The sequence below is a fragment of the Sphingomonas sp. RS6 genome, from assembly GCF_054489705.1.
Map to the genome: position 1 here is coordinate 957,355 of NZ_JBTMWM010000001.1, position 25,997 is coordinate 983,351.

Genomic DNA, 25,997 nt, shown 5'->3' on the forward strand with positions numbered 1-25,997 from the left:
GGGCGGCGGTGAAAGCAATCGGGAACCGAGGTTAAGCGAGGGTTTTCATCGCCTTTACGCGGCCTTCAGCACTCTTGGCGTAAACGGCATTATAGAGAGACGGAACAGGAATCGCGTTCGTGGACTTAAGTTTTGCCCGGCAGGATCGCAACGTCGCGGTGACCGCGATGCCGATCGGGCTGGCGATTTTGCTGGTCGGGATCGCCAGCCGGCAGGCGGCCAGCCCGACGGCGCGTGCCCAGACCCGTCTTTCGATGCCGGCCACTGCGGCCTCGCTGCTCGCTCCCGCCGATGGCGCGTTCCATCGGATGGCGGCGGCGGCGCTCAGCCGGTGGCAGCCAGTGTGAAGCGTGCGTTTACCTTGCCATTTTAATCGTTGTTCAAGGCGTTTGGGTATCGATCGCTTCAGCGTTGAGTAACAGGGGTTCGCCCCGATCGAGGTCGATAAATGATTGAGAATCAGAAGATCCGTCCCGCAAAGGTCATCGGCCCGCTTGGTGAACCGCTGACGCTCGAGACGCTGCCTCCGCCCGATACGACCCGCTGGGTCGTGCGCCGCAAGGCCGAGGTTGTCGCCGCCGTCAATGGCGGGCTTCTGACTGTGGACGAAGTCTGCGAACGCTATGGCCTCACCGTCGAGGAATTCGCCGGTTGGCAGCGGGCGATCGACCGGTCGGGCATGCCCGGGCTGCGCGTGACGCGGATCCAGCATTATCGATCGCTGTACGAGCGCCAGCAGAAATACTGAGCCTGAGGTTACCCATCCGGCCCGAACAACGGCCCGCGCGCCTTATCGGCACGCGGGCCGTGCCCGTTTCGGGGCATTGTTGCTACGGCGGGGCGCCGCTGCCGGAACAAAGCGAATGCTCGTGGATTTTTCCTTTCGTCGCCCGGCACGCTGGGCAAGTAAAGGAGGGACAGATGGTAGGTTTCATCATTTGGCTCGTCATCGGCGGCGTCGTCGGTTGGCTTGCGAGCATTATCATGCGGACCGATGCACAGCAGGGCATCTTCCTGAACATCATCGTCGGTATTGTCGGCGCCTTTATCGGCGGTCTGCTGTTCGGCGGCAACATCAACAGCGGCGTGATCACGCCGACCACGTTCCTGGTGTCGCTGCTCGGTGCGGTGATCCTGCTCGCGATCGTCAACCTCGTTCGTCGCGGTGCCGTTCGCTAACGCTGGCAGGTACAATGGAAAAAAGGGGCTGCCTCTCGCGAGGCGGCCCCTTTTTCAATGCCCGCTTACTTGAGCAGGAACCGTACCGACAGCGTCGCCGTGATACGCTGTTCGCCCGGCACCACCTCGGTCTGCGGGGCGACCGACCGGGTCATTTCCATCGCGATCGGCCCGGGGCGCGGCGCCGCCGGTGCATCGCCTTCCGAAATCATCAGGATGCGATCGACACGCATCCCCGCCGCGCTCGCATAGAGATCGGCCCGTGCACGCGCGCGGGCAATCGCGTCGCGGCGAGCCGCATCGAGCGCGGCATCGGACTTGTCGACCGAAAGGCTCGGCCCTGAAATGCTGTTCGCCCCCTGCGCCACCAGCGCATCGAGGATCGCCCCGCTTTTCGCGATATCGCGGAAACGCACCGTCACCTGGTTCGACGCCTGGTAGCCGGTCACCGCCGGCGGCTCGTTCTCCTTGTATCGATATTGCGGGTTGAGGTTGATCGAGGCGGTTTGCAGGTCGCGCTCGGCGACGCCGGCCTTGCGCAGCGCGGCCAGGATGTCGGCCATCTTCGCCGCGTTCTGGCGCATCGCATCGGCGGCGGTCGGCGCGTTGGTGACGACCCCCGCCTGGATCGTGGCGAGGTCGGGCGTCTGCACGCTCGCGCCCTCGGCCACGACGTCGAGGATCGTTCCTTCGGGCACCATCGCCGGTGGCGGCGCGACCTGCGCGACCGCGCCGGGAGCAGCGGCCAGCGACGCCAGCGCGGCGAGCGAGAGAATACGGATCATAGGTGGTTGCTCCCATTGTTATCGCATGCCGCCATCGCCGATCGCGGACGAACGCAGGCTGAACGGGCGGGGGATTCGCGGCAACGGCGTCTGCCACGGCCGTTCCGGCGACTTGATCGCCCGTGAACCATGATTTGCATGAACTTGCAATCGCCGCATTCCCGGCGCGTTTGACTTGCGTGGCAGGCGACGAACGGGCATTGACGCGCAGTCGCGAAACACGGCCCTTGCCGGCGGTGATATATTCATATAATACAGTGTGACCTATGGACGCCGGTGCGTCCGCGGCGGGGTGGGCACATGAATTACGAGGGACGGATGTTGGGACGGCAGGAGCGGCTCGGTTACGAGGGCGAGCCCGTGCGGCGCAAGCGGCGCGTGCTGTGGATCGCCGCGGCCGTACTGGTCCTGCTGCTGATCGCCGCTGCCGTGATGATGGGCTCGGGTGGCGAGAAGCAGGCGGCGGCCGCCAAGGGGGCGGGCGAACGCAACAGCCAGTTGCCGACGGTCACCTTCGACGTGCCTGGCAAGGTGAGCGCGGCGACGATCGTCACCGGCACCGGCAGCCTTGCCGCCCGGCGCGAGATGCCGGTTGGCGTCGTCGGCGAAGGCGGCGTGGTGACGCGCGTGCTCGTCGATGCGGGCAGCTGGGTGAAGAAGGGCGAAGTGCTCGCGACCGTCGACCGTTCGGTACAGGCGGAAACCGCCGAATCGCTGGCGGCCCAGATCCGCGTGGCAGAGGCCGATGCCAAGCTCGCCCAGGCCAATCTCGAACGCGCGCAGAAGTTGGTCTCGAACGGCTTCATCTCGCAGGCCGATATCGATCAGCGCACGGCGACCCGCGACCAGGCGCTCGCGCGCGTTCGCGTCGCCAAGGCGCAGCTGGCCGAGACGCAGGCGCGCAACCGCCGGCTCGACATCCGCGCGCCCGAGGCCGGGCTGGTGCTCGCGCGTCAGGTGGAACCGGGTCAGATCGTCAGCGGCGGATCGGGTGTGCTGTTCCGCATGGCGATGAACGGCCAGATGGAGCTGCGCACCCAGCTGGCCGAGGGCGACATCCAGAAGCTTCATGTCGGCGCGCCGGCCGAGGTGACGCCGGTGGGCACGCGCGATACGTTCAAGGGCGAGGTGTGGCAGATTTCCCCGGTGATCGATCCGACGACGCGCCAGGGCATCGCCCGCATCGCGCTGCCCTATGATCCTGCGCTCCGCCCGGGCGGTTTTGCTGCCGCGCGCATCGTCGCCGGCCAGGTGTCGGCGGTGACGCTGCCGCAATCGGCGGTGCAGAGTGACCCCGAGGGCAATTTCGTCTATATCCTCAACGACAAGAACGAAGCGGTGCGGCGCAACGTCACCACGGGCGAGGTCTCCGAGGACGGCATTGCGATCCGATCGGGGCTCACCGGGAACGAACGCGTGGTGATGACGGCGGGTGCGTTCCTGAACCCCGGCCAGAAGGTCATTCCGCAGCGGCTGAAGAAGTAAGGGGACCGGGCGATGGGCTTCCGCAACATTTCCGCCTGGGCGATCCGCAACCCGGTTCCGCCCATCGTCCTGTTCCTGTTCCTGACCGTGGCGGGGCTGGTCAGCTTCTCGCGCATGGACGTCAACAACGATCCGGATATCGACTTCCCGATCGTCTGGATCTCGATCAGCCAGCCCGGCGCCGCGCCGAGCGAGCTCGAAACGCAGGTGACGCAGCAGGTGGAGGCGGCCGTCCGCAGTCTCCAGGGGATCGACGAGATCAACTCGACGGTCTCCGAAGGCAACAGCCAGACCGTCGTGCAGTTGGACATCGGCACGCCGATCGACCGTGCGGTCGAAGATGTGCGCAGCGCGATCCAGCAGATCCGCGGCAACCTGCCCGACGGCATTCTCGAGCCACAGGTCGGCCGTGTCGACACCGCCAGCGGCAACGAGGTTGCCAGCTTCACCGCGGTCGCGACCGACATGACCGTCGAGGACCTGTCCTGGTATATCGACAATACCGTGTCGAAGGAGCTGCTGTCGGTTTCCGGCATGTCCGCGGTCAACCGCAACGGCGGCGTCAACCGCGAGATCAGCGTGGTGCTCGATCCCGCCAAGCTCGCCAGCTTCGGGCTGACCGCGAACGACGTCAACCAGCAGCTGCGGCTGGTCAATCTCAACGCGGCGGGCGGTCGCGCCGAAATCTCCGGCTTCGAACAGTCGGTGCGCGTGATCGGCAACGCCAAGGACGCCTATACGCTGGGCCAGACCCAGATCTCCACCGGTGGCGGCCGCACGGTGCGGCTGGCCGATATCGCCAACGTCAAGAACGGCTATGCCGAACAGCGCAGCCTAGCGCGCTATGACGGGCATCCGGTGATCTCGTTCGACATCCAGCGCGCCAAGGGCGCGTCGGACGTGACGATCTTCCACGACGCTGAGGCGAAGTTGCGCGAGCTGGAAAAGACCAATCCCAAGGTCAAGTTCGAGCTGCTCGACAATGCCAGCAAATATGCCGAGGAACAGTATAACACGGCGATGGAGGCGATGATCGAGGGGGCGGTGCTCGCCGTCATCGTCGTGTTCATCTTCCTGCGCGACTGGCGCGCGACGCTGATCTCGGCCCTCGCCATCCCGCTCTCGGCGATCCCCAGCTTCTGGTTCATGGACATGCTGGGCTTCACGCTCAACCAGATGACGCTGCTGGCGCTCAGCCTGGTAGCGGGCGTGCTCGTCGACGACGCGATCGTCGAGATCGAGAATATCGTGCGCCATATGCGGATGGGCAAATCCGCCTATCAGGCGGCGATCGACGCGGCGGACGAAATCGGCGTCGCGGTGCTCGCTACCACCATGTCGATCGTCGCGGTGTTCCTGCCGGTGGGCCTGATGCCCGGCATTTCGGGCCAGTTCTTCAAGAATTTCGGCCTCACCGTCGTTGCCGCGGTGCTGATGTCGCTGGCGGTCGCGCGTCTGCTGACGCCGATGATCGCGGCCTATTTCCTGAAGGCGCACGGCCATGCCGAACATGGCGGCGGCCGGGTTATGGACCTCTATGTCCGCTTGCTCCAGTGGACGCTGATGCACCGCTGGGCGGCGGTCGCCGGCTATGCGCTGTCGCTCGGCGCGACCGTCGCGCTGTTCGTCACGATGCCGCAGACCTTCCAGCCGGCAGAGGACCAGGAAAGCGTCACCGCGACGATCGAGATGGTGCCGGGCACCACGCTCGAGCAGACCGATCGCGTCGTGCAGCGCGTCGCCCAGATCCTGCGTGCCGAGCCGCTGGTGACGCACACCTATGCGCGCACCTTTGTCGGCAATGGCCGCGTGACCGCCCATCTGAAGGAAGATCGCCCCGAAACGAGCACCGAGTTCGAGAAGCGCGTCGCCCCGCAGCTGATGGCGATCCCCGATGCGCGGGTGAACTTCCGCTCGCAGTTCGGCTGGGGATCGTCGGGTCGCGACATCACGATCACGCTCGGCGGCGAGGATCCCGCGCTGCTCAACGAAACCGCGCTCAAGCTGGTCAAGCAGATGGAGGGGTTGAACAGCGTGGTCGCGCCGCGCATTTCGGGCGACCTGCAGCGGCCCGAGATCGTGATTACCCCGCGGCTCGACCTCGCGGCCGATCTGGGCGTGACCACCGCTGCGCTGTCGAACGCGATCCGCGTCGCGACGCTGGGCGATATCGAGCAGAACAGCGCCAAATTCTCGCTGTCCGATCGCCAGATTCCGATCCGCGTGGCGATCAACGAGGACGCGCGCGCCCGGTTGTCGACGCTGCGCGACATGCGCGTGCCGACCCAGAGCGGCCAATCGGTGCCGCTGTCGGTGGTGGCGGACATCCGTTTCGGTGCCGGCCCGACCAAGATCGAGCGGCTGAACCTGCAGCGCCGTCTGGTGGTGGGCGCGGACCTCGCGATCAATCCGGCGACCGGCAAGCCGTTCGTGTCGAGCGACGTGATGAAGCAGATCCACGAACTGCCGGTGATGAAGAAGCTGCCGCTGGGCGTGAACGAGATGACCGTCGGCCAGGCCAAGTGGCAGAGCGAGATGATCAGCAACTTCATGATCGCGCTGGCGGCGGGCGTGTTCCTCGTCTTCGCGGTGCTGGTGCTGCTCTATCGCCGCTTCATGTCGCCGCTGGTCAACATGGGCTCGCTGCTCAACGCCCCGCTGGGCGGGCTGATCATGCTGATGCTGCTCGACATGCCGCTGTCGCTGCCGGTGTTTATCGGCATCCTGATGCTGTTCGGCATCGTCGCCAAGAACTCGATCCTGCTGATCGATTTCGCGCTGGAGGAGATGTACAAGGGCGTGCCGAAAATGACCGCGATCGTCGATGCCGGGCACAAGCGCGCCCAGCCGATCGTCATGACGACGATCGCGATGGTGGCGGGCATGGTGCCGACCGCGCTGTCGCTCAACGGCGACTCCTCGTGGCGCGCGCCGATGGGTGTGGTGGTGATCGGCGGCCTGATCCTCTCGACGGTGCTGACGCTGGTGATCGTGCCCGCGCTGTTCAGCCTCGCGGTCGGGCTGGAACAGTGGCTCGGCCCGAAGCTGTCGCGCCGGCTGCTCACCTATCGCCCCGGCGACGATGGCAGCCGGGTAATCGGGCCGGTCGACGCTCCGGGCGCGATCGATCACAAGCCCGGCGACGATTCCAGCCAGCCGGCCGAATGAGCCGGGCCGGGGGGCGGCATTTCGCCTCCCGGTTCTTGCCGTGGGCAAGCACGCGGCGCATGATCGTGCGATGAGGCTCCCGAAACCGCCGTTCGTTTCGCAAATCGATCCCGCAACGGAGCGCACGGCACCATTGCGACGTTGAATGGCGATGATGCTTGTCCGTTCGTCGCTACGCGAGCCCGCACCGCGGGGGCTCCGGCGCATGCGCCTCGTCGCGACGGGGCTGCTGCTGTTCATGGCGGCGATCTTCCTCGCCGCGCGCCACTTCGACGGCGTGCATCCCGCGATCGGCTTCGTCCGCGCCTTTGCCGAAGCGGCGATGGTCGGCGGGCTCGCCGACTGGTTCGCGGTCACTGCGCTGTTCCGCCATCCGCTGCACCTGCCGATCCCGCACACTGCGATCGTGCCGCGCAACAAGGATCGGATCGCTGATACGCTGGGCCAGTTCCTGCGCGACAATTTCCTGATCCCGCGCGTGGTGGCGCGGCGGATGCAGCGGCTCGACATGGCGGGCGCCGCCGGGCGCTGGCTGGCGGCGCCGGCGCATGGCAACGGCCGGATCGGCGCGGGCGCCTCGCGGCTGGCGGCCTATCTGCTCGAATCGCTCGATCAGGAGCGGCTGGGCGGCATGGTGAAGACGGCGATCGCGACGCGGCTGCGTGGGATCGACGTGGCGCCGCTCGCCGGCCAGGCGCTGGCCGCGGCGATCGCGAACCAGCGCCATCTGCCGCTGCTCGATTCGATGGTCCGCTGGGCGGCGCGGATGCTCGAGGCGAACGACCATCTGATCCGCGAGATGGTGCATGCCCGCGCCGGTTCGGTGATGCGCTGGACCGGGCTCGACGAAACGCTGGCGACCAAGATCATCGAAGGATTGCAGAAGCTGCTCGACGAGATGGCCGAGGATCCCGCGCACCCGCTGCGGCTCAAGGCCGAGGAGGGGCTCGAGCGGCTCGCCGAGCGGCTTCAGGACGATCCCGAGCTGCGCGAACGCGTCGAGACGTTCAAGGCGGAGATGCTGGAGAACCAGGCGTTCCAGCGCTGGATCGACGGGCTGTGGGAGCAGAGCCGGGCGGCGATGCTGCGGCTCGCGCGCGATCCCGAACGGGCGCTGGGCGGCCGCATGGGCGAGGCGCTGCGCCAGCTGGGCGCCACGCTCCAGACCGACGCGAAGCTGGCGCGGACGATCAACCGCTTCGTCCGCCGAGCGGCGGTGGGCGCGGCATCGGACTATGGCGATGGCATCGTCCGGCTGGTGTCGGACACGATCCGCGGCTGGGACGCGGAGACGGTGACGGTGCGGCTCGAAAATGCGGTGGGGCGCGACCTGCAATATATCCGCATCAACGGCACGCTGGTCGGCGGCCTCGTCGGCGTGGCGATCCACGCGATCGATCTGGCGCTCTAGTGGCTCAGTGGCGCGACTGCCAGGCGGGCGTGTCGAGTGCCTCCTCCATCGCCTCGAGCGCGATGCCCTTCGTCTCCGGGAAAAAGCGCAGGACGACGACGAACTGGACGACCATTGCCGCGCCGAACAGCCAGAACGGCAGCGCGCGACTGAAAATCTCGGCGATGACCGGAAAGCCAAAGCTCAACACCGCCGCCCATATCCAATGCGTCGCGCTGCCCAGCGCCTGGCCGCGCGCCCGAACGGCGGTCGGGAAGATTTCGGACAGATAGACCCAGATCACCGCACCTTGCGAGACGGCGAAGAACACGATGAAGACAATCAACAGGGGCAGCAGAAGCGCCTCGTAGCCGCTGACCGAATAGACGCCGGCGACCCCGAACAGTGCGGCAGCGGTGCCGGCCGCGCCCACCAGCAGCAAGGTGCGGCGCCCAATGCGATCGATCACCGTCATCGCGAACAGCGTGGCGGCGAGGTTGGCGGCGCCGATCGTCACGGCCTGCACGTCGGCCGAGATCTGGCTGAAGCCTGCGGTCGCGAAGATGTCGTTGAGGTAATAGAGGATCGCGTTGATCCCGCTCAGCTGGTTGAAGCTGGCGACGGCGAGCGCCAGCAGGATCGGTTTCCGGTGCCGCGCCCAGGCCAGCCTGGCCTCGCCACCGCGCTCGGGCGGGGCGAGCGTCCAATCGCTCAGGCCGATCCGCGCCGCTACTTCGAGCGCCTCGCGCTCTCGTCCACGTGCGGCGAGCCAGCGCGGGCTCTGCGGAATCGTGAACATGGCGGCGAGAAAGACGATGCCGGGCACCACCATCGCCGCCAGCTTCCAACGCCACCCCTGGTCCTCGGCGATCAGCGCGGCAAGCACCGCGTTGCTGCAATAGGCCGCCAGAATGCCGGTCACGATCGAAACCTGGAACAGCCCGACAAGGGCACCACGGCGATGAGCGGGGCTGATTTCGGCGATGAAAACCGGCGCGAGGACTGACGAGCCGCCGATCGCGAGGCCGCCGATGAAGCGGAATGCGACGAAACTCGCCAGATCCCACGCAAGCGCGCAGCCAAGCGCGGACAGAATGAACCCCACACCCACCCAGCGTAGTACCGCACGCGCGCCGAACCGATCCCCGGGGATACCGGCGCCAAGCGCGGCAATCAGCGTGCCGATGAGCGCCGCCGAGACCGCAACGCCCGTGCCCGCAGGACTTAGGCCAAAGGCCGTGGTGATCGGCGCCGTGACCCCAGAGATGACGGCGGTGTCGAATCCGAACAGCAGACCGGCGAGCGCGGCGGCGATGGCGATGCGGCTCTTCGTGGTGGCACGGGTATCGTTCATGCGTTGTGCCTTACAGGCTTGGGTTCAGGCAGACAGACTATCGGCGGCACGCGGTTCGGCGGCTTTCCACAGCACGTTGCTCTTGGGCAGCAGGAAATAGCTGAACGGCAGGATCGCAGCGCCGACTGCCGGCGCATCCTCGGCGAGGCTCGCCCGCATGATCGGCGAAATGGCCGGCGCATTGCCGCCCTCGCGCGCGAGCCGGGCGGCGATCCGTTCGGCCAGCCGGTCGACATAGCGGCCGGGAAGCCGTCCGCCGATCAGCACCGCCTCCGGGTTGATCAGGCAGTTTACCGCGATCAGCGGGTCGGTGAGTAGTTCGGCGGCTTCCTCGATCCAGGCCTCGATGACGGCTTCCAGCGAAGGATCGTCGCCCGTGGCGGCGAGCAGGTCGCTCAACGAAAAGCCGGCGTCTTCGAGCGGTGCTGCCATACCCGAAAGTGAAACATGACTCTGGATCTGGCGGGTAACGCCATCCGGGTCCCGGTGGGTCAGAAAGCCGAGTTCGCCGCTGCGCCCGTTGGCACCGCGAAAATAGTTGCTGTCGATGACGAGGCCGCCGCCAAGCGCCGACGAGATCAGGATGTAGAAAAAGCTCGAATGGCGAAGTCCGAGGCCAAGCTGCAGTTCGCCCATCGCGGCAGCAGCGGCATCGTTCTCGACGAAGACCGGAATGTCGAGCGGCGTTGCCAGCAGATCGGCGAAATCGACTGCCTCCCAGCGGCGATAGGCATCGGGCTTGCCCGGCAGATCGATCAGCCCGAGATCGTCGGGGCTGGCAACGCCCAGGCCGACGATCCGGGCCGGATCAATGCCCGCATCGGCGATCATCGTCGGCGCCGCCTCGCGGTAAAAGTCGGCAACGGCCTCGGGCAGTGCGAACTCGACCTCGCGGCTGGCACGCGCGATCGTCTGTCCGAGGAAGTCGACCAGCACCAGCGTGACATGGTCGCGATCGACATTCAGCCCGAGCGAATGGCAGGCGGCCGGATTGATGACCAGGTTCGTCGGAGGCTGTCCGCGACTCCCGAACCGCCGCCCCGCCTCGAGAATGAGCCCATCGGCGAGCAACCGTTTGGTGATGTTGGCGATCGCCGCCGGGGTTAGCCCGGTGATGGCGGCGAGGTCTACGCGCGTAAGCGAACCGTTGACGCGGATCGCGTGGAGCGTCACGCGCTGATTGTGATCGGCCGCTCGCTCGAGATTGGTGCCGGACAGGCGGATCGGGGGACGGCTGCTCATGACTATTGCAATAACAGCGAATTCGGCGGTCAAGACAAGAGCGCGGCAACGCTGTCGGCGTTGAATTCGTAAATTTGATGAATAAAATCTGGACAGCGGTATCGCCGCTCGCCCAACAGGTTGACGACGATCGATAATCGCGGACCGGCAGCCGGACTTGCTTGCGCCGCCCGCACTTGGGGAGAGAAGCATGCGTCATGTTACCATGGCTCTGATGGCGGGGGCGGCGATGTTCACGGTGACCGCGCGGGCCGCAGCGCCGGACAATGCCGGGCCGTACAATGCATCGTTCCTCGCCGGTGGCGTCGGCATCGAGCGGCCACTCACCGGCGGCGAGGCGCTGGTCGCGGCGGATGCCCGTGCGACGATCTCTGCCTGGGTCAATCCCGATGCGACGCCGCGCGGGCGCGTGACGCTGATCGCGCTGGGCGATCCGGCGGGCGCCTGCCGGTGCCTGGTGATGCAGGATGGCGCGCTGGTCTATCGCGCGGGCGACACCCAGGTGCGATCGTCGGTGAAGATCGCCGCGGGGCGCTGGACCCATGTCGCGGTGGTGATCGACGATGGCCGCGTGCGCCTTTATGCCAATGGCCGGCAGGTGGCCGAGGGATCGGCCGGCAATGCATCGGTCGCGCCGAAAATCGCGATTGCACCGGCGGTTGCGGATCAGCCGCATTTCGGCGGGTCGCTGATCGAGGCGCAGGTTCGCGACTCCGCGCTGAGCGCCGATGCGCTTGCCGCCGAAGCGGCGCGGGCGCCCGATTTCGATCTGGTGCAGATGTGGAAGGTCGGTGTCGGCTGGGAGTTCCAGAAGAGCGCCAATATCGGCCTGACCCGTCAGCAGGACCCCTGGACGCTCCCGCACAGCGACGATGCCTATAGCAAGCCCGTCGCCAAGCCAGTGCCAGTGGTGCCCGCGCTCACCCCGGAGGCCGCCGGGCGCTGGCAGGTGCATGGCTGGCAGCTGGCCGCCGCGCCGGGCGTCGACGGCGATGGCGCGGCGCTGTCCCGCCCCGGCAACCCCAAGGGCGACTGGTATGCCGCCACGGTGCCGGGCACGGTGCTGACCACGCTGGTCGATCGCGGCGTCTATCCCGATCCCTATTACGGGCTCAACAACCTCAAGATTCCGGAGAGCCTGGCGCGGCAGGATTACTGGTATCGCACCAGCTTCACCCTGCCGCCCGAGGCGGCGGGCAAGCGGCTGACCCTGGTGTTCGGCGGCATCAACTATGCGTCCGAGGTGTGGGTGAACGGCGCGCGCGTGGGCGGCACGCGCGGTGCGTTCATCCGCGGCCAGTTTGCGATCACGCCGGTCGCCGGTGAGAATGTGATCGCGGTGCGGGTCTCGCCGCCGCCGCATCCGGGTATCCCGCATGAACAGTCGATCAAGGGCGGCGTCGGCGAAAATGGCGGGCAGCTGGCGATCGACGGCCCGACCTTCATCGCGACCGAGGGCTGGGACTGGATCCCCGGCATCCGCGATCGCAACACCGGCATCTGGCGCCCGGTGGAGCTGGTGGCGACCGGCCCGGTGACGATCGGCGATCCGCACGTCGTGACCGATCTGCCGCTGCCGCGCACCGACAGCGCCGATGTCTACATCACCGTGCCGATCGACAATCACGGCACCGCGGCGACGCCCGTCACGGTCAGCGCGGCGTTCGACGATGTCAGCGTGGTCAAGACGGTCAACGCCGCACCGGGCAAAAGCGAGGTGCGGCTTGCGCCGTCCGAATTCCGCCAGCTGACCGTGCGCGATCCCAAATTGTGGTGGCCCAACGGCTATGGCGACCCCGCGCTGCACGACCTGTCGATCGACCTTGCCGCTAATGGCCAGTCCAGCGACACGCGTCGGCTGCGCTTCGGCATCCGCGAGGTGAGCTACGATCTGTCGCTGTTCGATCATGCCGGGCAGCTGCGCCGCGTGAACGTTCAGATGACCGACGGCGCGCTCGCAGGGCAGCAATTGATCGACGTCCGCCATGAAGCGATCAAGCAGAGCCCGACCGGCTGGGCCGAATCGCTGACCCCCGCGGGCGAAACATCGAAGGCGGTGACGCCGATCCCCGACGAGACGTTGCCCGAGCCGCATCTAGCGATCCGCGTCAACGGTGTGAAGATCGCCGCGCGCGGCGGCAATTGGGGCATGGACGATGCGATGAAGCAGGTCAGCCGCGAACGGCTGGCGCCCTATTTCCGCCTCCAGCGCGAGGCGCACATGAACATCATCCGCAACTGGATGGGCAACAACGACGAAGAGGAATTCTTCGAGCTGGCCGACGAGAACGGCATGATGGTGCTCAACGATTTCTGGCAGTCGACGCAGAATTTCCAGGTGGAGCCCGACGACGCCGCCCTGTTCCTCGACAACGCCCGTGACACCGTGGCGCGATACCGCAACCATCCGTCGATCATCGTCTGGTTCGGCCGCAACGAAGGCGTGCCCTATCCGACGCTGAACGAAGGGCTGGAGCGTGTCGTCCGCGAACTCGATGGCACGCGCTGGTACACCGGCAGCTCGAACATGGTGAACCTGCAAGGTTCGGGGCCGTACAATTATCGCCCGCCGGTGGGCTATTTCACCGATCTCGCGACCGGCTTCTCGGTCGAAACGGGCACGGCGTCACTGTCGACGCTCGAATCGGTCGCGGCGGCGGTGCCGGCCAAGGATCGCTGGCCGCTGTCCGACACGATGGCCTATCACGACTGGCATTTCGGCGGGAACGGCGACACCAAGACGTTCATGGCCACGCTCGACACGATGTTCGGCGCCGCCACCAGCTTCGAGGATTTCGAGCGCAAGGCGCAGATGATGAACCTCGAGACGCACAAGGCGATGTTCGAGGGGTTCCTCGGCCATTTGTGGACCAAGAACAGCGGCCGCCTGCTGTGGATGACGCACCCGGCCTGGCCGTCGAACATGTGGCAGATCTACAGCTGGGATTACGACACCCAGGCCTCTTACTACGGCGCCAAGACCGCGGCCGAGCCGCTGCATGTCCAGCTCAACCTGCCCGACAACAGGCTCGTCGTGCTCAACACCACGCGCGACGATGCCAAGGGGCTGATCGCCAAGACGCGCGTCGTCAGCCTCGACAATCTCCAGCTGTTCGCACGGACCGACAAGGTCGATGCGCGGGCGAACCGGGTCACCGCGCTCGATCCGGTGCCGCTCGACAAGCTGTATATCGCCAGCCCGATGCTGCTGGTCGAACTGACGCTGAGCGACGCAAAGGGTGCGGTGATCTCGCGCAACTTCTATTGGCGCGGGCGCGACACCGCCGCCTATCGCGCGCTCGACGGGCTGGCGACGGTGCCGCTGGAGATGACGGCGAGCGCGCCGCGTCTCGACGGTGAGGATCGGGCGGTCGCGGTGACGCTGGTGAACCGCAGCACGGTACCCGCGCTCAACGCCAAACTCACGCTGGTTGACGGCGAGGGCAAGCGCATCCTTCCAGCCTATTATAGCGACAATTACGTCTCACTGCTGCCCGGCGAGCGACGGACGGTGACCGTGCGCTATCCCGCATCGGACGAAACCGCGCCGCCGCATCTCACGCTGCGGGGCTGGAACGTCGCGTCGGCCAAGGCCGTGGCGGGCGGCCGGTGAATCACGTCGCGCTTGTCGCGGTCGCGCTGGGCTGGGCATCGCTGCCAGTTCCTGCCACCCCGGCGACGGCGGCGCCGGTCACTGCGGCCGCGCAAAGAGCGTTTGTGACCGGAGGATGGGTCGAAGGCGTTCGGGCTGGGGACGCCTTGGTGTTTCGCGGCATCCCCTATGCCGCACCGCCGCTGGGGCGGTTGCGTTGGGCGCCACCGCAACCGGTGCGCCGCTGGTCGGGCACGCGCGACGCGCGTCATGCTGCCCCGGCCTGTCCGCAGAACGACTATGGCTGGAATGCGGGTGATGCCGCGCATGCCAGCGAGGATTGCCTGACGCTCGACGTCCGCACACCATCGATGACCGGCAAGCGGCCCGTGATGCTGTGGATCCACGGCGGTTCGAACCTTGCCGGGTCGGCACGCGGGACGGTCGAGTCCCGCATCACCGACGGTGGCGTGGTGCTGGTCGCAATCCAGTATCGGCTGGGGATTCTCGGCTTTCTGGCACATCGGGGCGCTGCCGATGCGAAGGGCCATGCGGGCAATTACGGCCTGATGGATCAGATCGCGGCGCTGCGGTGGGTGAAGCGCAACATTGCCCGCTTCGGCGGTGATCCGGCCAATGTGACGATCTTTGGCGAGAGCGCCGGCGCCGAGGATGTGTCGCTGCTGCTCGCGGCGCCCGCTGCCCGGGGCCTTTTCGCCCGTGCGGCGATGCAGAGCGGGACGCCCGGCTTCGGCATGCCGTTCCGGCCGCTGCGCGAGGCGCTGGCCCTCGGCGACCAGGCGGATCAGTTGCTCGGTGCCGGGGGATCGATCGCCCGCATGCGGCAGGCCCCGGTTGCCGCCCTGCTCGCCGCAGACCTCAAGTTGCGCGACCCGGTGATCACCGATCCTGCATCGGTGTGGAACACCATGACGTGGTTGCGCACCCAGATCGACGGCGCGGTGCTGCCCGAATCACCGCGCGCGCTGCTTGCCAAGGCGCCGCCACGGCCGGTCCTCATCGGCTCCAGCCGCGCCGAGTTCGGACCGGCCAAGGGCTCGATCGATCTCGCCGCTGCAATCGCGTTCGGCTTTGGCGACAAGGCAGGGACTGCCAGGTCGCTATACCGTTTCGACGAACCTGCGCGCGCCGCCGATCCCCGACTGGGTCACCCCGCGCTCGAACTTTCGACCGACCTCATCTTCCGGTGTCCCACCGGCACGCTGTCGACGTTGCTGGCGAAGCAGGGCTGGCCGGTATGGCGCTACGAGTTCGATCTGGCGAAGGATGGCGGGCTGAGCAGCCACGGGTCGGAACTGCCCTATCTGTTCGACGGGTTGTCGTTCGCGGGCGGCATTTCGCTTCAGCGCTACTGGCTCGACTTCGCTGCCACCGGCGATCCGAATGGCGCGCGCGGCCAGCCGGCCTGGCCGCATTTCGATGCGGCATCGGCGCGCTACGTCGCGATCAATGCGCGCGGCGTGCATGTCCGCTCTCATCTGCGCCAGCCGATCTGCTCGCTGCTGGAGACCCTGTGATGCCGTTTCCCCGCCGTTCGCTGCTCGCCGGTGCGCTTGCAACGCCGATTGCTACCCGCGCCGCGGCAGCTTGTGTTCCGGACGAAAGAACCCGCCAGCAGTTGTTCGACTGGCCCGATCTCGGCCGCTATGCGCGCGATAACGCGGCGTTGATCGCCTCGGGCGCGCCGGTCCGCGTCGTGTTCATGGGCGATTCGATCACCCAGGGTTGGCGCGACAAGCGGCCGGGCTTCTTCGTCGACGGCCGCTTCGGCAGGGGGATTGGAGGGCAGACGACGCCGCAGATGCTGGTTCGCATGATGGCCGATGTGATCGCGCTGCGCCCGCGCGCGGTGCATATCATGGGCGGCACCAACGATATCGCCGGCAACACGGGGCCGATGTCGCCACGCATGAGCCATGACATGATCGCGGCGATGCGCGAGCTGGCCGGCGCGCACGGGATTGAGGTGCTGCTGGCATCGGTGCCCCCCGCCGGCGCGTTCGGATGGCGGCCGGGGCTCGATACGGTCACGCCGATCCGCGCGCTCAACGACTGGATTCGCGACTATGCCGCGCAAACCGGCGCCCATTATGTCGACTATCATCCGGTGCTCGCTACGCCGCAGGGGGCGATGCAACCGGGCCTCGCGTCCGATGGCGTGCATCCCACCGAGCCAGGATATTTGAGGATGGAGAGCGTTTTGCTGCCCCTTCTTCGCAAACTGGACCTCGCCTGAACCCCGCCTGTTTTGCACGCATGCAACACCTCGATCAATAAATAGAAAATTTGAAATATTTAAGTTGACGGTTCCCTGGCTTTTGCCGTTAGAAGGCGAGGACAGACGGCGAAAAGCCGCAGTTCCTGATGGGAGAGGATAGGGGGGCGCCCGAATTCGCGTCCGCTGCTGCGCCTTTCCCATGTTGCTTGGGAGTATTCACATGGTGCAGCCTTTCCACCGCATTCGCGGCCGCCTGCTGTGCGCGGCCTCTGTTCTCTGCCTCGTCCAGGGCACTGCCGCCTGGGCGCAGGACGCCACCACCTCGGCTGATCCGCTTGCCGGCCAGGAGGCGCAGATGGGTGATGAGATCGTCGTCACCGGCATCCGGGCATCGCAGGCGCGCGCCATCGAGGTGAAGCGCGATGCCGCTTCGGTTGTCGATGCGATCTCCGCCGAGGATATCGGCAAGCTGCCCGACGTGACGATTTCGGACTCGCTTCAGCGCATCACCGGCGTGCAGATCCGCCGCGATGCAGGCGAAGGCGCCGCGATCAACATCCGCGGCCTGCCGCAGGTCACGACGCTGCTCAACGGCGAAGCGTATCTGGGCGCCAATTCGATCACCAGCGTCCAGCCGAACTTCAACGACATCCCTTCGCAGCTTTTCTCGGGCGCGGACGTCATCAAGTCGACCACGGCTGATCTGCTCAACGCCGGCATCACCGGCACGGTCAACCTGCGCACGCGCCGGCCGTTCGATCTGACGAACGGCCTCACGCTCGCCGGCACGGCGGAAGGTTCCTATGGTGACAAGACCAAGAGCTGGGATCCGAATGTCAACGGCCTGATCGGCTGGAAGAACGATCGCGTCGGCTTCCTCGTCTCGGCGGCCTATTCGGACCTCAACCTGTCGAACTCGCACAACGGCATTCAGGAAGGCTATGGCGCCACGCTCCATAACGAAAGCCTCGCCGATGCCACCAGCTGCGGCGGTTTCTCACCGCAGGCGCCGGGCTGCACCACCACCACGCGTCCGCGCGGTACTGCGGTAGACGGCGGCATCGATGTCAACGGTGACGGCGATGCCAATGATACGTTCATCGTGCCGCAGGGCTTCACCGCCTGGGAGCGGATCACCCAGCGCCAGCGGCTCGGCATCAACGGTTCGTTCCAAGCGAAGCTGGGCGAGGCGCTGACGCTGACCGCGGACGGCTTCTTCACGCATCAGACGCAGTATAACCGCACCGCCGGCATCCAGATGCAGGACGTCAACTGGCAGGCGGCGGAGTTCATCCCCACCCAGTCGCGCGACACTGGTGCGACCTCGGGCGGCTACAACGTCAACACGACGCAGGTCTATCAGTACGATCTCGGCAATTTCGATTCCTATTCGGAAACCTATCGCTGGAAGTCGCAGTCGCAGAACTACAATGTCGAGCTGCATTACGACAATGGCGGCCGCTTCCGCGCAACGCTGCGTGGCCTTTATGGCAAGGCCCACCAGTATCAGGACCAGAGCTACCTGCAGTTCAGCCTGACCGACGGCACCCAGTGGCAGCCGGGCGGCATCGGCCATTATCCGGATTCGCTCGGCGGCGATCGCGCGTTCAATCCGAACGGCTATCTGGTCAACACCCGCGCCGGCCTGAATTCGCTCCAGGCGACCGTCGACTATAGCGGCGACCAGCCGGTGTTCACGCTGCCGACGCAGCTCACCGCCCTGCTCGCCGATCCGAGCAACTACGCACTCAAGACGATGTCGTCGGAAGACAATTATCGTCGCCGTTCCGACCTGAAGGTCGGCCGCTTCGACGCCGAATATGATGCCAGCGATCTGTTCACGATTGCGGCAGGCGTACGCTACACCGAGCGTTCCGCCGACAATTACCAGTTCGAGCGCGTTGCGCCGGTCTATGCCGGCCAGGGCGCCAGCAACGCCGCGGGCTGCCTCGTCAAGTGGAAGGCGTTCGACGTCTCGGTCAACGACTCGACCTGTTCGGCGGGGGATGCAAATGGCTTCTACACCGCCGGCCTGACCCGCAAGGCGACCGACGCGGCCTTCAACGGCCAGGTCAAGCAATATAGCCTGCCGGGCGCCGGCCTGCCGGCGATCTATGTGCTCGATCCGCATGCGATGGACGATGCGCTGTCGTTCCAGAACAGCTTCTATCCGGGCGAGGTCGAGCATCTTAATCCGGGCGCGTCGTACAATGTCGGCATCAAGCAGTGGTCGGGCTATTTCCAGCTGAACTTCAAGGAGTTGCAGCTCGGCGGCATCACCGTTCGCGGCAATGGCGGCGCGCGGGTGATCAACACCAAGCTCGATATCCGCCAGAACATCGTCGGCGGTCCGCTGCCCTATGGCCTGTCGAATGAGGATGCGGGCGATCTGGTCACGCGCCGCGACTTCACGGACATCTTGCCGGCGTTCAACCTCGCATTCGATTTCAACCCGAAGCTGCGCCTGCGCCTCGCCTATTCGCGGACGATGACGCTGCTCAACCTCGATCAATGGGGTGGTGGTCTGACGCCGAACTACGCGATCGATACCTCCACCGGTCTGTTCCGCGTGACCGGCGGCAGCCAGGCCGGCAATCCCGATCTCGATCCGTGGCGTGCCGACAATCTCGATGCCTCGCTCGAATTCTATATCGGCCGCGCGTCGATGGTGAGCGTGGCCGCGTTCTATATCGACGTTCAGAGCTTCATCCAGAACGGCATCATCTACCGTTCCGATCTGCCCGACAATGACGGCGTGGTGCGCAACCGGACCGTGCCGATCAACACGCTCGTCCAGGGCGCGGGTGGCACGCTGAAGGGAATCGAGGCGTCGTGGAAGCAGTCGTTCGGCGATCTCGGCTTCATGCCGACGTTCCTCAGCGACTTCGGCATCGACACCAACTTCACCTATTCGCCGTCGACCACCGGCGACAAGGATCTGGCTGGCGAGGACATTCCGTTCCAGGACAACTCGAAGTATCAGGCGAATGCCGCGCTCTATTATCAGGGTCATGGCCTCCAGGCGCGCGTCGCGTGGAACTATCGCTCGAAGCGCGCGGTGCAGTCGAACTTCGTCGGCGGGCTCGAAGGTTCGGAACTCTATCAGGCGCCGACCAACTATGTCGATGCATCGATCAGCTATGACCTGACCCGCAACTTCACCATCTATGGCCAGGCCTCCAACCTGACCGGTGAGTATGAGCGTTACTACATCGTCTATCCGGACCAGCGCGCGTACAACAATATCTACGAACGCCGGTTCATGGCGGGCGTCCGCGCCAAGTTCTGATCCCTGTCCCCTTACGCGCCCCGGCCTTCCCGGCTGGGGCGCGTCTCTTTGTCCGGCACGCCAGCGCATAGTGCGCTATCGCGGCGCGGCGCTTCGTTTTAGGAGGGTGCCATGCGCGATACCCAGGGAGCGATCCGTTCGATCCTGATCGTCGGCGGCGGCACCGCCGGCTGGATGGCGGCGGCGTTGCTCGAGCGGCTGCTCGAACGCCAGCCGGTCACGATCACCCTTCTCGAAAGTCCGGAGATCGGCACGGTTGGCGTCGGCGAAGCCACGGTGCCGGCGATCCGTGACTATTTCCGCGCGATCGGCGTCGACGAGGCGACGGTGCTGCGCGAGGCGATGGGCACCGCCAAGCTGGGCATCCAGTTTCGCGACTGGGCGCGGCCCGGTCATGATTTCTTCCACCCTTTCGGCCTGTACGGCATCGCATCGCGCGGGGTCGGGTTCCACCACTACTGGCTCAAGCGGCGCCGTGCCGGCGATCCCACCCCGATCGACGCCTTTTGCCTGGCGACCGAAATGGCGATGCGCGGGCTGATGATGCCGCCTGCGGAGACGCCGCTCAACGATCTAGGCGTGTTCGACTGGGCGGTCCATTTCGATGCCGGCCTGTTTGCCGGCCTGCTGTCCCGCATCGCCCGTCAGCGCGGCGTCGGCCATGTCGAGGGCACGGTGGCGCGTGTTTCGCGCGACGGCGACAGCGGGCTTCTGACCGGAGTGACGCTGGCCGACGGCCGCACGATCGAGGCCGATCTGTTCATCGACTGCACCGGATTTCGCAGCCTGCTGCTCGGCGACGCGCTCGGCGTGCCTTATGTCGACTGGCGCGATCAGCTGCCGTGCGACCGCGCGGTGGCAATGCCGTGCGCGATCGGCGGGGAGGGGCTGACGCCTTATACCCGCAGCACCGCGCTTGCCGCCGGCTGGCAGTGGCGCATTCCGCTCCAGCACCGCGTCGGCAACGGCTATGTCTATGCGAGCGCACACCTTTCCGACGATGAGGCGCAGGCGGTCCTGCGCGCGCGGCTGGAGGGACAAGCGCTGGGCGAGCCGAGATTCATCCGCTTCGTCACCGGACACCGCGAACGCTTCTGGGAAAAAAACTGCGTCGCACTCGGCCTCGCCGCGGGATTCCTCGAACCGCTCGAATCGACCAGCCTCACGCTCGTCCAGTCGGGCATAGAACGGCTGGGCAATCTGTTGCCCGATCGCGGCTTCGCGCCCGAACTTGCCGGCGAATTCAATCGCATCACCACGCTCGAATATGCGCGAATCCGCGATTTCCTGCTGCTGCATTATTGGGCGAACGGCCGGGTGGGGGAGCCGATGTGGGATGCGTGTCGTGCAGCGAGTCTGCCCGAGGTGCTCGATCACAAGCTGCGGCTGTTCCGCAGCCGTGGTGTCTTTGCCCGCTATGAGTGGGAATCGTTCCGCGATCCCAGCTGGCTTTCAATGTATGCCGGGTTCGATCTGATGCCCGATCGCTACGATCCGCTCGCCGATCATTTCACCGATGACGAACTGGCGGGTGCGTTCGGCCGGATGCGCGAGGCGATTGCGCGGGCGAGCGCACTCGCGGTGCCGCACCATCAGTTCCTGCAATCGATCGGTGCCCTGGCCGGCCGCTGACACGCAAGCATTTGCGGGTACCGCCCGGCTGGGCTAGGGGCCGCGCAAACGCAATCCGAAAGGCGATCCCCATGAAGTTCTTTGCCGATACCGCGATCATCGACGACATTCGCGAACTGGCCGATGCCGGCCTGCTCGACGGCGTCACCACCAATCCGTCGCTGATCCACAAGTCGGGCCGCAACTTCCTCGAAGTCGTCGCCGAGATCTGCGGCATCGTCGACGGCCCGGTGTCGGCCGAGGTCGTCGCGCTCGATTATGACGGCATGATGCGCGAGGCCGAGATCGTTCGGAAGATCGCCGACAATGTCGCGGTGAAGCTGCCGCTGACGCTCGAGGGGCTGAAGGCGTGCAAGGCGCTGTCGAGCGACGGCACGATGGTCAACGTCACGCTGTGCTTCTCGGCCAACCAGGCGCTGCTCGCGGCCAAGGCGGGCGCGACCTTCATCTCGCCGTTCGTCGGCCGGCATGACGATATCGGCTTCGACGGGATGGACCTGATCGAGGACATCCGCACCATCTATGACAATTATGATTTCGGCACCGAGATCCTGGTCGCCAGCGTCCGTCACCCGGTGCACGTGCTCCAGGCCGCAAAGATCGGCGCCGATGTGATGACCGCCCCGCCCGCCGTCATCAAGCAGCTGGTCAAGCACCCGCTGACCGACAAGGGGATCGAGGCGTTCATGGCCGACTGGGCCAAGACCGGCCAGACGATCGCCTGATCGCGCACGCCGCGCGCCATTGCCGATCGGCGATGGCGCGCAGAGCGTGTCGGGTATAGGGCTGGGGTGTGATGATCGATCGTCCGCTCCCCCGTCTGTTCGCCGAGCATCTGGCGCGCGACCGGCGGCGCTCGGCGCACACCGTGCGCGCCTATGAGGCGACGGCGGTGCGGCTGATTTCGTTTCTTCAGGGTCATTGGGGCGGGGCGGTCGACCGGGCGGCGCTGGCGCACACCACCAATGCCGATCTGCGCGCCTTTCTTGCATATCGTCGGAATGACGGGCTTTCCAACGCCTCGGCCGCGCGCGAGCTTTCGGCGATCCGCGCCTTTCTGAAATTCGCCGGCGGCGAGAAGGCGGCGCTGCCGCGCTTGAGCGGGCCGAAGGTGAAGAAGGGGCTGCCGCGCCCGATCGCCCCGGCCGAGGCGGTCGCGCTCGCCGACTGGGCATCGGATCAGGCGCGCGAACCGTGGATCGCCGCGCGCGACTGGGCGGTGCTGCTGCTGCTTTACGGCGCCGGCCTCCGCATCGGCGAGGCGGTGGCGCTCACCGGCGCGGTGCTGCCGCTCGGCGATACGCTGCGCGTTGTTGGCAAGCGCGCCAAGACGCGGATCGTGCCGCTGCTGCCGCAGGTTCGTCAGGCGATCGAGGCTTATGTTGTCGCCTGTCCTTGGGGAATCGCTCGCGACGGGCCGCTGTTTCGCGGTGCCAAGGGCGGGCCGCTGCCGCCCGGCGCGATCCGTCACGCGGTTCGTACGGCGCGCGCACAGCTTGGCATGTCCGATCGCGTGACGCCGCATGCGCTGCGCCACAGCTTCGCCACGCATCTGCTCGGGCGCGGCGCCGATCTGCGCGCGCTCCAGGAACTGCTCGGCCATGCCAGCCTCAGCTCGACGCAGGTCTATACCGGGGTGGATGCCGCGCACCTGCTCGACGTCTATCGCGCGGCGCATCCGCGCGCCTGATCCGGTTCAGGCCTGTTCGCGCGGCTTCCAGGTGAAGACGCGCCAGACATAGCCGATCAGCATCAGCACCAGCACGCCGATTATTGCCGGCGTCGCCCATCGTTCGATCTCGTCGAAGGTGGTGCCGAGCGCATAACCGACCCCGATCAGGATCGCGTTCCAGATCGCGCTGCCGGCGGCGGTATAGGCGACGAAGCGCCAGAACGGCATGTGCATCAGCCCGGCCGGCAGCGAGATGATCGTGCGGCCGAACGGCATGAAGCGAAAGAGGAACACGGTCGGCCCGCCCCAGCGATCGAAATAGGCCTTGAGCCGCTCGACATCGGCCCATTCGACTGTCAGCCAGCGGCCCCAGCGCGCGATGAACGGCTTGAGCCGCTCATAGCCCATCCGGCGGCCGATCTCCCACCAGAAGAGGTTGCCGACGATGCAGCCGGCGGTGCCGACCAGCACCAGTGCGACGAGGTTGAACTGCCCGCGCGCCGCGCCGATGCCCGCCACGCCCATCACCGCCTCCGACGGCACGGGGGGGATGACGTTTTCCAGCACCATCAGCAGGAAAATGCCCCAATAGCCCCAGGCGAGCATCCACATCGCGCGTCAGCTCAGCCGGGCATCGCGGCGACGCGCCGTTCGATCGCATCCCAGATCAGCGCCGCCGTGTCGGTGCCGTTGAACCGGTCGATCGCGACGATGCCCGTCGGCGAGGTGACGTTGATTTCGGTGAGCCATTGCCCTCCGATAACGTCGATACCGACGAAAAGGAGCCCGCGCTTCTTGAGTTCCGGCCCCAGCACGGCGCAGATTTCGCGCTCCTTGTCGGTCAGCTCGGTCTTCGCCGCCGATCCGCCCACCGCAAGGTTTGAACGGATCTCGCCTTCGCCGGGCAGCCGGTTGATCGCGCCCGCCACCTCGCCATCGACCAGCACGATGCGCTTGTCGCCCTGCGCGATCGAGGGGAGGAACGCCTGCACCATGTGCGGCTCGCGATAGGCGGTGTTGAACACCTCGATCAGCGAGGACAGGTTGGCGCCGTCCTGGCCGATCTTGAAGATCGCCTTGCCGCCATTGCCGTGCAGCGGCTTGACGACGATCTCGCCATGCTCGGCCAGGAAGGCGCGCGCCTCGTCGAGCGATCGGGTCACCAGCGTCGGCGGCATGAACTGCGGATAATCGAGCACGAAGATCTTTTCGGGCGCGTTGCGGACATTGGCGGGGTCGTTGACCACCAGCGTGCGGTGCGCGATCCGCTCGAGCAGGTGCGTCGCGGTGATATAGCCCAGGTCGAACGGCGGATCCTGCCGCATCAGCACGACATCGGCCTCCTCGCCGAGATCGAGGTTCACCGGATCGCCGAAGCTGAAATGATTGCCCTCGACGCGCTGCACCGTCACCGGGTGCGCCCGCGTCCACACCCGCCCCTCGCGATAGCTGAGGTCTTCGGGCGCATAGTGGAACAGCCGATGGCCGCGCGCCTGCGCCGAGAGCATCAGCGCGAAACTCGAATCCCCGGCGATGTTGATCGAATCGAGCGGGTCCATCTGCACGGCGACAGTGAGCGACATTCGGCCTCCTATTGGGGTCTGCTATAGGTGACTTATTCGAGTAAGTCACCCCATCCAGGCATTCTCGATATGGCGAGGCAGGGTGCGTGGGGCAATGAGGATCACGTCGACGCGGATATCGTCGCCCGGCCCGGCATAGACCGGCATCAGCAGCTCGGCCGCGGCGGCGACGCGGGCGAGGCGGCGCTCGTCGATCGCGAAGTCCAGTTCGGCGGGGGACTTGCGCGTCTTCACCTCGACAAAGGCGACCAGATTGCCGCGCCTGGCCACGATGTCGACTTCGCCGGCCGGGGTGCGCACCCGCTGGTCAAGAATGCGCCACCCGCGCAGCCACAGCCACCAGGCGGCGCGGCGCTCACCGTCGCGCCCGCGTGCCTCGGCGGCCTGGCGCTTCGGGCTTTTCACCTGGTCTCGTCCATCGCCGCACAACCAGTCGTCATTCCCGCGGAGGCGGGAATCCATTCGCCGTGACGCTGGGGGAAGGAACCGAGCCGGCGCCCCCAATGGATCCCCGCCTGCGCGGGGATGACGACCGAGTGGGCGTGACGTGGCGTCACCCCTTCATCTCCATCGCCCGGGCGTAGAGCGCCTTGCGGTCGAGCCCCAGTCGCTTCGCCACCTCCCCCGCCGCCTTGGAGGCGGGCAGGCGGGTCAGCGCTTCGGCGAGCGCGGCGTCGGCATCCTCGGCCGTGGCCGGCGGCGCCTCGCCGGGCGGGCCGACGATGATGACGATCTCGCCCTTGGGCGGTGCCTCGGCATAGCGCGCGGCGAGGGTGGAGAGCGTGCCGGTCACGCATTCCTCGAACTTCTTGGTGATCTCGCGCGCGACGCCCGCTTCGCGATCGCCCAGCCCCTCGGCCAGCGCGGTGAGGCACGCGGCAAGGCGCGGCCCCGATTCGTAGAGGATCAGTGTCGCCTTGATCCCCGCCACCTCGGCGATCGCCTCCGACCGCGCATGCGCCTTGGCCGGCAGGAAGCCGAGAAAGAAGAAGCGGTCGGTCGGCAGCCCCGCCAGCGTCAGCGCGGCGATCGCGGCGCAGGGGCCGGGGATCGTCACCACCGCATGGCCGGCGGCGCGCGCGTCGCGCACCAGCTTGTAGCCGGGATCGGAGATCAGCGGCGTGCCCGCATCGGAGACGAGCGCCACTGCCTCGCTGGCCATCCGCGCGATCAGCCCCGGGCGCACCGCATCGGCATTGTGATCGTGATAGGGCAGCATCGGTCGCTTCACGCCGATATGGCGGAGCAGCCCCGCTGTCACACGGCTGTCTTCCACTGCAACCACATCGGCTTGCGTGAGTATCATACTGGCGCGCGGCGACAGGTCACCGAGATTGCCGATCGGGGTGGCGACGATATAGAGGCCGGGCGCGAGTACAGGTTCCAT

Annotated in this window: 20 protein-coding genes; 13 read left to right on the forward strand and 7 right to left on the reverse strand. The window is 66.5% G+C overall.

The window, feature by feature from the left end:
• Nucleotides 1–119: 119 nt before the first annotated feature.
• The 3 genes from ACX40Y_RS04565 to ACX40Y_RS04575 all read left to right on the forward strand — a co-directional run bounded on the left by ACX40Y_RS04565 (nt 120) and on the right by ACX40Y_RS04575 (nt 1,179).
• On the forward strand, nt 120–347 hold the full coding sequence (locus tag ACX40Y_RS04565; RefSeq protein ID WP_459118332.1) for a hypothetical protein: 228 nt from the start codon (nt 120–122) through the stop codon (nt 345–347).
• Between the two features lie 101 nt (nt 348–448).
• Nucleotides 449–748 carry a CtrA inhibitor SciP gene (gene sciP / locus ACX40Y_RS04570; protein ID WP_459118333.1) on the forward strand — a complete coding sequence of 100 codons (300 nt, stop codon included), beginning with the start codon at nt 449–451 and terminating at the stop codon, nt 746–748.
• A 173-nt stretch (nt 749–921) separates the two neighbouring features.
• Nucleotides 922–1,179, forward strand: coding sequence for a GlsB/YeaQ/YmgE family stress response membrane protein (locus ACX40Y_RS04575; RefSeq protein ID WP_459118334.1), 258 nt, complete (start codon nt 922–924; stop codon nt 1,177–1,179).
• Nucleotides 1,180–1,244: 65 nt separating this feature from the next.
• Here the strand turns inward: ACX40Y_RS04575 and ACX40Y_RS04580 are convergent, their stop codons facing one another.
• Entirely contained in the window at nt 1,245–1,964 is a 720-nt protein-coding gene (locus tag ACX40Y_RS04580; protein ID WP_459118335.1) for an SIMPL domain-containing protein, read from the reverse strand.
• 300 nt (nt 1,965–2,264) lie between these two features.
• Here ACX40Y_RS04580 and ACX40Y_RS04585 point away from each other — a divergent pair, with 300 nt between their 5' ends.
• From ACX40Y_RS04585 to ACX40Y_RS04595, 3 genes are all read left to right on the forward strand, one after another.
• Complete coding sequence (locus tag ACX40Y_RS04585) at nt 2,265–3,449, forward strand: efflux RND transporter periplasmic adaptor subunit (RefSeq protein ID WP_459118336.1); 1,185 nt, start codon at nt 2,265–2,267, stop codon at nt 3,447–3,449.
• Nucleotides 3,450–3,461: 12 nt separating this feature from the next.
• Complete coding sequence (locus ACX40Y_RS04590; protein WP_459118337.1) at nt 3,462–6,617, forward strand: efflux RND transporter permease subunit; 3,156 nt, start codon at nt 3,462–3,464, stop codon at nt 6,615–6,617.
• 145 nt (nt 6,618–6,762) lie between these two features.
• Nucleotides 6,763–8,028 carry a DUF445 domain-containing protein gene (locus ACX40Y_RS04595; protein ID WP_459118338.1) on the forward strand — a complete coding sequence of 422 codons (1,266 nt, stop codon included), beginning with the start codon at nt 6,763–6,765 and terminating at the stop codon, nt 8,026–8,028.
• 4 nt (nt 8,029–8,032) lie between these two features.
• Here the strand turns inward: ACX40Y_RS04595 and ACX40Y_RS04600 are convergent, their stop codons facing one another.
• Together ACX40Y_RS04600 and ACX40Y_RS04605 are read right to left on the reverse strand one after the other, a co-directional pair.
• On the reverse strand, nt 8,033–9,361 hold the full coding sequence (locus ACX40Y_RS04600; RefSeq protein ID WP_459118339.1) for a sugar porter family MFS transporter: 1,329 nt from the start codon (nt 9,359–9,361) through the stop codon (nt 8,033–8,035).
• A gap of 24 nt (nt 9,362–9,385) precedes the next feature.
• Nucleotides 9,386–10,603, reverse strand: a complete 1,218-nt coding sequence (locus ACX40Y_RS04605; RefSeq protein ID WP_459118340.1) for an ROK family transcriptional regulator — start codon at nt 10,601–10,603, stop codon at nt 9,386–9,388.
• A 190-nt stretch (nt 10,604–10,793) separates the two neighbouring features.
• Between ACX40Y_RS04605 and ACX40Y_RS04610 the strand changes: the two genes are divergently transcribed.
• The 7 genes from ACX40Y_RS04610 (at nt 10,794) to ACX40Y_RS04640 (ending at nt 23,045) form a co-directional block, all read left to right on the forward strand.
• Nucleotides 10,794–14,216 carry a glycosyl hydrolase 2 galactose-binding domain-containing protein gene (locus ACX40Y_RS04610; protein WP_459118341.1) on the forward strand — a complete coding sequence of 1,141 codons (3,423 nt, stop codon included), beginning with the start codon at nt 10,794–10,796 and terminating at the stop codon, nt 14,214–14,216.
• Nucleotides 14,213–15,733, forward strand: a complete 1,521-nt coding sequence (locus ACX40Y_RS04615) for a carboxylesterase/lipase family protein (RefSeq protein WP_459118342.1) — start codon at nt 14,213–14,215, stop codon at nt 15,731–15,733. Before ACX40Y_RS04610 ends, ACX40Y_RS04615 begins: the two co-directional genes overlap by 4 nt.
• Entirely contained in the window at nt 15,733–16,452 is a 720-nt protein-coding gene (locus ACX40Y_RS04620) for a GDSL-type esterase/lipase family protein (RefSeq protein ID WP_459118343.1), read from the forward strand. The genes ACX40Y_RS04615 and ACX40Y_RS04620 overlap by 1 nt, the downstream gene beginning before the upstream one ends.
• A 202-nt stretch (nt 16,453–16,654) precedes the next feature.
• A complete protein-coding gene (locus ACX40Y_RS04625; protein WP_459118344.1) occupies nt 16,655–19,723 on the forward strand; it encodes a TonB-dependent receptor in 3,069 nt (1,022 codons plus the stop codon).
• 111 nt (nt 19,724–19,834) lie between these two features.
• A complete protein-coding gene (locus ACX40Y_RS04630) occupies nt 19,835–21,355 on the forward strand; it encodes a tryptophan halogenase family protein (RefSeq protein ID WP_459118345.1) in 1,521 nt (506 codons plus the stop codon).
• Nucleotides 21,356–21,426: 71 nt separating this feature from the next.
• Nucleotides 21,427–22,080, forward strand: a complete 654-nt coding sequence (gene fsa, locus ACX40Y_RS04635) for a fructose-6-phosphate aldolase (RefSeq protein ID WP_459118346.1) — start codon at nt 21,427–21,429, stop codon at nt 22,078–22,080.
• Nucleotides 22,081–22,151: 71 nt separating this feature from the next.
• A complete protein-coding gene (locus tag ACX40Y_RS04640) occupies nt 22,152–23,045 on the forward strand; it encodes a tyrosine recombinase XerC (protein WP_459118347.1) in 894 nt (297 codons plus the stop codon).
• Between the two features lie 6 nt (nt 23,046–23,051).
• On the opposite strand, the gene ACX40Y_RS04645 is transcribed toward ACX40Y_RS04640, so the two are convergent.
• From ACX40Y_RS04645 to rsmI, 4 genes are all read right to left on the reverse strand, one after another.
• Nucleotides 23,052–23,633 (reverse strand): DedA family protein, encoded by a 582-nt coding sequence (locus ACX40Y_RS04645; RefSeq protein WP_459118407.1) that lies wholly within the window; start codon nt 23,631–23,633, stop codon nt 23,052–23,054.
• Nucleotides 23,634–23,650: 17 nt separating this feature from the next.
• On the reverse strand, nt 23,651–24,610 hold the full coding sequence (gshB, locus tag ACX40Y_RS04650) for a glutathione synthase (protein ID WP_459118348.1): 960 nt from the start codon (nt 24,608–24,610) through the stop codon (nt 23,651–23,653).
• 45 nt (nt 24,611–24,655) lie between these two features.
• Nucleotides 24,656–25,015, reverse strand: coding sequence for a YraN family protein (locus tag ACX40Y_RS04655; RefSeq protein WP_459118349.1), 360 nt, complete (start codon nt 25,013–25,015; stop codon nt 24,656–24,658).
• Between the two features lie 148 nt (nt 25,016–25,163).
• On the reverse strand, nt 25,164–25,997 hold the full coding sequence (gene rsmI / locus ACX40Y_RS04660) for a 16S rRNA (cytidine(1402)-2'-O)-methyltransferase (protein ID WP_459118350.1): 834 nt from the start codon (nt 25,995–25,997) through the stop codon (nt 25,164–25,166).